We start from the raw sequence: 6,135 nt of genomic DNA, 5'->3' as shown, positions 1-6,135 counted from the left end.
GACGATTCCTTCTTTCGAAGGTCACGTTTAATTTTTTCGTTGAGCGTTTAATAATTTGAGCTAAGAGGCTTGCGCCTCCGGCATCATCATCAAACGCCCACACTTATCGACTGTTAATTTTTAAAGATCTGCTGCGTTTGACAAAGCGTTTTGTTTGTCAGCAGCGAAGAAGGAAGATTATGAGGCTTGTCGTTACTTCCGTCAACCCCCTGTTTTTCCTTCTATCCTGCGCTGCGTATGTTCAGCAGCGCGGGGACAGAACTATAGCAAGCCGCTCCGCAGCTTGCAAGCCCTAGCGCAAAATTATCGTCTGGCGCTTCCAGGCCGGGTCTTGCCACTTGTAGAACGCGGACAGCGACTCCGGCTTGTCGGCCGCACGCTCCACTGCCAGCGACGGAATGCTCACCAGTTCGAAGCTGCGCTTGTATGCGCCAGCACTGCGCACCTCGCGGGCGACCAGCATCTTGTCCGTACCCGGCACCCAGCCTGCGAATTCAGCGTACCCGATATCCGGTTCACTGCTTGCGGGCGGCAGTACGTCCGCAACCCAGGCGGCGCCTTCTTTACGGAATATCCATAACTCGCGCCAGCCATCCATGGGCTGCACCGCCAGGGCCAGGGCGGTTCCCGCAGCATTCACGCGGGCCGATGCGTTCCAAACGATGCCGTAGGTGCAGCGCCGCAGCAGCGGATTTGCCGCCGTGTGTTTGCCGTCGACCAGCAGCACGCAGGTTTCGCCGGGCTGGCCCAGTGCGCTGGTTACCGCAAGCCCAGCCGGTGCGACCAGCTTCATAGCAGCAGGAGGCGCCGGCTCCAAGGCCCAGCGCACCCCACCCAGCCTGACCGCCGCCTCCCCGTATGCCGCGCTGTCCTCTTCCGCCAATTCGGCCTTGTTCACGCCGGCGAGCGCCTCAAGCGCGCGGTTCGCGGCAGCCGGGGCATCCACGCCCTTGCGCGCACGCTGGAAGGCGATCGCGGACCACACGGATGCGCGCCGCATGCGCAAGCGATTCTGCACATGTTCCGGCAGTCCTTCGGCCGGGACGCTATCAAGCACGCCGGCGCGCCAAACGTCATACGCCGCGCGCTGCGTCACGCCCAGCGCCGGGTCGATGCACGCCGGCTTGGTCAGGGCCAGCGCGGCATTGGCGCGCTGCATCGGCGTGACACGCGGCAGCGAGGCGGCGCCGGTCGGCCGCAACGGCGCACCCGCTATCGGCACAGTCGTCGCCGCAGCCATTCCCGCAGCCATCCCGATCACGCGCCGGTACGCGTCGCCGTCGTAGCACAGGCGGACCTGGCCGTCCTGCTCCACGCCCCGCAACACCACGCCATATTGCGCCACCACCTCCAGATGCGCCGATGTGGCCTGCTCCACCTGCGGGGTCTGGCGGGACGAAGCGCGCTGTGCCAGCCGCTCGGCCATGGCGCCCAGCGCATCGAATGGCTCGCCGTTGATGGCGTCCGCCGGCGCAGCTTTCAGATAGGCCGCCGTGTAGGCGATACCGAGTGCTTCGCTGCCCGGCGTATCACGCAGAAAACGCACCACCGACAGCAATGCCGGCGCATCGGCAGGCGTATCGCCCAGCATGCGCACCCGCGACGCGCGGATATAACCGGTCCGCTCGCGCCTGTGGTCATACACTTGCAGGAAATCCTGGCGCTGCCCGCGTACTTCCAGCACGTCGCCCTGCCACAGCAGCGCCTGCTGCTGGGCCGTATCGCGGGCGGCGGCGCGCAGCGGCGCCTGGTCCTGCACCACCACGGCCAGTGCGGCCGCCGCAACCACACTCGCGAGCATAATCAGTTCTCCCCGCCGTCGGCAGCCACGGTCTCGCGGGCGGGCTTGCGCTGTCCAAGCAGGGCGGAGCCGATAAAGCCGCCCTCGGCCGGCGGCGCCGCGATGATCACCTGCACCTTGTCGGACAGCTTGTCCGCCATGGTCTTCTGGATCAGCAGCGGATGCTGGCTCAGCAGCGCGCCCTCACGCTCCATCTGCGCGCTGCTGGCCTTGCCCAGCGCATCCTGGCGGTAGGCCTCCGCGTCCGCCAGCTTGCGGCGCGACTCCGCCTCGCCGGTTGCTTCGATCACCCGCGCCTGCGCATTGCCTTCGGACGTCTTGATGCGCGCCGTCTTCTCAGCTTCCGCTTCCAGCCTGCGCTGCTCCACCTGCTTCTGCTTGAACGGCAGCACATGCCGCATCGCCTCCTCCTGCGCCCTCGCCGCGATCACCTGCTCGGAAGCAGCGGCTTCCGCCTGCTTCTCACGCCGCACTTTCTCCGCATCCGCCTCCAGCGCAGACTGCTTGACCTGCTTCTCCTTCAACTCCAGCGTGTAGCGCATCTTTTCCGATTCCAGTTCCTCGGCCAGCAGCTTCTCCATGCCCGCCTTGAAGTCTTCAGGCAGCTCCACCTTGCCGATGGCGACGGAGCGCAGCAGGATGCCGTCGGCCGCAAGCTTGGGCTTCAGCTGCGTTTCGATCGCCGCCTGGATCTCGGCCCGCTTGGTGGAGAAGATTTCGCGCACTGTATAGCGCGTAAAGACCTGGTAGATCACTCCCTGCACCGCAGGCCCCACCACATCGCCTTGCACGTCGCTGGACAGCTTGCGCGCCAGCTCCGGCAGGCGCGCCTGGTCGTAGGCATAGCGCACCGAAAGATCGACGCCCAGCGACAGCCCCTCCGCGGACTGGAACGGCGCCTCGCCGCTGCGCGCTGCCCGGTAAGTCTGGTCGCGCAAGGGGAAGCGGCGCAGCGTGTGCAAGCCCGGCACAACTACAGCCAGCCCCTCTCCCAGCTGGGTGCTGGCGCCGCTCCATTGATTCAGCCGTACCGCGCCTTCGCCACGCGCAACCGGCTGCACAGGCGGGTGCGCATAGATGCCATATGCAAGCGCGCCTGCCGCCGCCAGCAGGACCAGCCTGGCCGCCAGGCCTGGCTTGGACAGGGCTGCGGCGCCGTAGCCAAACGCTCGGCCAACTGTCTTGCCAACTGTGCGGCTGAACGCGCCGCGTATCGCCAATGCCATCGTCTTTGCAGCGGCAGCGGCCCGGTTCGTCATGATGCTCTCCTTGTGGTGGGTGGTGGAATGGCATCCATAGTGCAGCGCCGAGCCGGGAGCGTTCAATGCCGCCGCCGCGCCGCTTTACTCACCGCTGTGAAGAAACGCTCACAGCGGGCGTATGACTTTTCAGCCAAAACGGTGGATACTCTCTGCCATGATCCAGAGGGAGATGCAGGTGTTGCGAGTCGCAGTCATTGAAGACGATGTCCCCACCAGCCGGCAACTGGCGGGCTGGATCGCTGCGGCCAAGCCGGGCATTGCCATCGACCAGTGGTATAGCCGAGACGAGGCCGAAGCCGCCATCGCGCGCGAAAAATACGACCTGGTGGTGCTCGACATTGAACTGGGCCGCGAGCGCCACGCGGGCGTGGCCATCATCAACGCCATCAACAAGCGCCACGGCACGCCGGTGCTGGTGGTGTCGGCCATGCCGGCCACCATCTACCGCTCCATCATGAAGGCTCTTGACGCCTGGGACTATCTGCAAAAGAGCACCTTCGAAGAGGCCGATTTCGTCGACACCTTCCTGGAGATCCTGCGCTCGGCGAAAGAGAGCAAACAGCCGCCGGCCGACCTGGCGATGGACCCGCTGCGCCAGCGCTCGCCCACCTGGCGCGGCCAGCGCATCAACCTGCCGCTGACGGCGCAGCGCATCCTGGCCGCCTTGTTCGCGCAGCGCGGCCAGGTGGTCAGCTACGACGAGCTGTTCGAGGTGGTCAAGAGCGGCCGCAACCGCGACAACATCCGCAAGCACGTCAGCACCATCCGCGACGCCTTCCGCGAAATCGATCCCGCCTTCGCCTGCATAGAAAGCGTGCCGATGCGCGGCTTCCGCTGGACCGATAGCGCCTGAGCATGGCCTGGCCCGTCCCCAGCCTGCAGCCCTACCGCCAGCGCATCCTCCTGCGCGCGGCCTTCCTGTCGCTGGCGGCGGCCACGGTGGGGCTGGCCATCTCCGTGCTGCAGCAGGAGAAACAGCTCAGCTACCAAAGCTACGCGCAGTCCTTTCGCAAGACGCAGGACCAGCTCGGCGCCACGCTGCGCCATCCCACCGGCCAGCTCGCGCTGCTCAACCCTCCCGCAGCAGCGCCAGGCAGCGAACTGCATCCGCTGCTGCTGCCCTTCCCCGCGCTCGATTTCGACGACCAGTACAAGGTGCAGCAGGCAGTGGCCATGTCCGGCTGCCTGGCGCAGGTTGGCGAACACGGATCGATTTGCACCGGCATAGGCAACAATCCCTGGGCGGGTGGCTTCATTTACGTGGCAGGCACCTTCGACAGCGCGCAGCTGGTGCCGCATCCGAAGCGCGAAGTGAGCGTGGACCAGGCCCACCGCGTGGTGCTCAAGGTGGCGATGCGCGGAGCGCAGTACCACTGGATCGCGCCGTTCGAGCAGCCAGTGGAAGGCGTCGAATCGCGCGGCGGCATGCAGGGACGGCTGACCGGCTTCACCGCCGCCGATGCGGGCCGCCCCAACGCCAGGCCGGTGCGCGACTTTCGCGGCTGGATCTGGCAAAGCCCGGTGTGCACCGATGCGGCCATGCCGCCGGACGATGCGCGCTGCAGGCACAGCACCTTCTTCTCGCTGCGGCTGCCGGTCGGCGTGCTGCAGGACGCCTTGTTCGACAAGGCGCGCCCGGTATGGCCGCCGGAAGATCTCGACAAGATCGGCGTGCACCTGGCGGTGCTCGGCCCCGGCGATGGCGCGCCCCTGCTCGATACCGCGCGCGACCGCGTGGCGCCGGGCTTCCGGCTGACCGATTTGCGCGCGCAGCTGCTGCCTGGCGAGACGCTGCGCATCAGCAAAACCGGCGGCCCGGAATTGCTGCGCCTCGAAGGCGCGGCAGACAGCACGGCAACCGCATCGCCGCTGCTGGCGCGGCTGGTGCGCCGCCTGCCGGTGACCGCCAGCGATGCGCCGCTCACGGGCAGCATGGTGATCGCCACGCCGCTCGGCAACTACACGCTGGAACTGCATGGCGACGCGCGCAGCGTGAACCAGAATCTGAGCGTGGTGGCAACGCGGGTGTCCTGGTTTGTCGGCGCCATGCTGGGCGCGCTGCTGCTGGCCTGGCTGGTGGTGGAGGTGGGCATTATCCGCCGCATTACCGCGCTGACCAGGCGCGCGGACAGCGTGGCGCAAACCGTCAAAGGCAGCAGCGAATTGGCGCAGCAGGATTTCAGCGACCTGCGCGGACAGGATGAACTAGGCGTGCTGGCCCGCTGCCTGCAAGACCTGCTGCGCCGCGTGCGCGAAGACGCGGAACGCGAGGCCATCCGCGCCGAGCAGGAGCGCGATATGTGGCATGCGGTTGGCCACGAAATCATGTCGCCGCTGCAGTCGCTGATGGCGCTGCACGGTGCGGAAGGCAATCAGAGCAAGCGCTATATCGAGCGCATGCAGCAAGCGGTTCGGATTTTGTACGGCAGCGCCTCGCCCAGCGAAGCCTTCCAGTCCAGCGCCATGCAGCTGGAGGATGTGGACCTGGACGCATTCCTGCAGTCGGTGGCCGCCAACGCGTCTTGCGCAGGCATAGCCGGCGTGCGCTACGACGGTCCGGGCGCCGCCGTCATGGTCCGCGCCGACGAACATGCACTTGAGGATGTAATCACGCACATTCTCCAGAACGCGGCGCGGCATCGAGAAGCCGGCAGCGCCATCCGCATCACGCTGGAAGCGGGCGAACGCAATGCGGCCGTCGCCATTCACAACCAGGGCATGCCGATCGCAGAGGAAATGTTGGATAAGGTGTTTGAATATGGCGTGTCCAGCCAGGACGGCGGCGCGGCGGGCAGCCGGGGCCAGGGCCTGTTTGTCGCCAAGACCTATATGGCCAAGATGGGCGGCACCATCACCGCGCACAATGTGGCCGGCGGCGTGGCTTTCACACTGAATTTACAAAGAAGCTGAACGAAAAAAAAACCCACCAAGATCACTTGGTGGGCTTTTTAATATAACTAGCCTGACGATAACCTACTTTCACACTGGTTGCAGCACTATCATCGGCGCAAAATCGTTTCACGGTCCTGTTCGGGATGGGAAGGGGTGGGACCGATTTGCTATGGTCATCAG

General features: G+C 65.7%; 4 protein-coding genes and 1 rRNA gene. 2 read left to right on the top strand and 3 right to left on the bottom strand.

The annotated features are described in order from the left end of the window. Positions 1-292 precede the first annotated feature (292 nt). Entirely contained in the window at positions 293-1,801 is a 1,509-nt protein-coding gene (locus tag GTP77_RS29345; RefSeq protein ID WP_187358894.1) for a hypothetical protein, read from the bottom strand. A gap of 2 nt (positions 1,802-1,803) precedes the next feature. Beyond that, a complete protein-coding gene (locus tag GTP77_RS29340) occupies positions 1,804-3,060 on the bottom strand; it encodes an SPFH domain-containing protein (RefSeq protein WP_229202419.1) in 1,257 nt (418 codons plus the stop codon). Between the two features lie 178 nt (positions 3,061-3,238). On the opposite strand from GTP77_RS29340, the gene GTP77_RS29335 reads away from it, so the two are divergent. Both GTP77_RS29335 and GTP77_RS29330 read left to right on the top strand, forming a co-directional pair. After that, positions 3,239-3,916: a response regulator transcription factor gene (locus GTP77_RS29335; protein WP_161075681.1), complete on the top strand. Its 678-nt coding sequence runs from the start codon at positions 3,239-3,241 to the stop codon at positions 3,914-3,916. Positions 3,917-3,918: 2 nt separating this feature from the next. Further along, positions 3,919-5,973, top strand: a complete 2,055-nt coding sequence (locus GTP77_RS29330) for a sensor histidine kinase (protein ID WP_161075680.1) — start codon at positions 3,919-3,921, stop codon at positions 5,971-5,973. A gap of 50 nt (positions 5,974-6,023) precedes the next feature. On the opposite strand, the gene rrf is transcribed toward GTP77_RS29330, so the two are convergent. Next, a 5S ribosomal RNA gene (gene rrf, locus GTP77_RS29325) occupies positions 6,024-6,135 on the bottom strand.

The sequence above is a fragment of the Pseudoduganella aquatica genome (genome assembly GCF_009857595.1).
GTDB lineage: Bacteria > Pseudomonadota > Gammaproteobacteria > Burkholderiales > Burkholderiaceae_D > Rugamonas > Rugamonas aquatica_A.
This window is presented reverse-complemented; position numbering and strand designations above follow the sequence as displayed.

Excerpts from the sequence above, each read along its gene's own strand:
- GTP77_RS29345 (WP_187358894.1), bottom strand. The coding sequence starts at position 1,801 with ATGCTCGCGAGTGTGGTTGCGGCGGCCGCACTGGCCGTGGTGGTGCAG.
- GTP77_RS29330 (WP_161075680.1), top strand. The coding sequence starts at position 3,919 with ATGGCCTGGCCCGTCCCCAGCCTGCAGCCCTACCGCCAGCGCATCCTC.
- GTP77_RS29340 (WP_229202419.1), bottom strand. The coding sequence starts at position 3,060 with ATGACGAACCGGGCCGCTGCCGCTGCAAAGACGATGGCATTGGCGATA.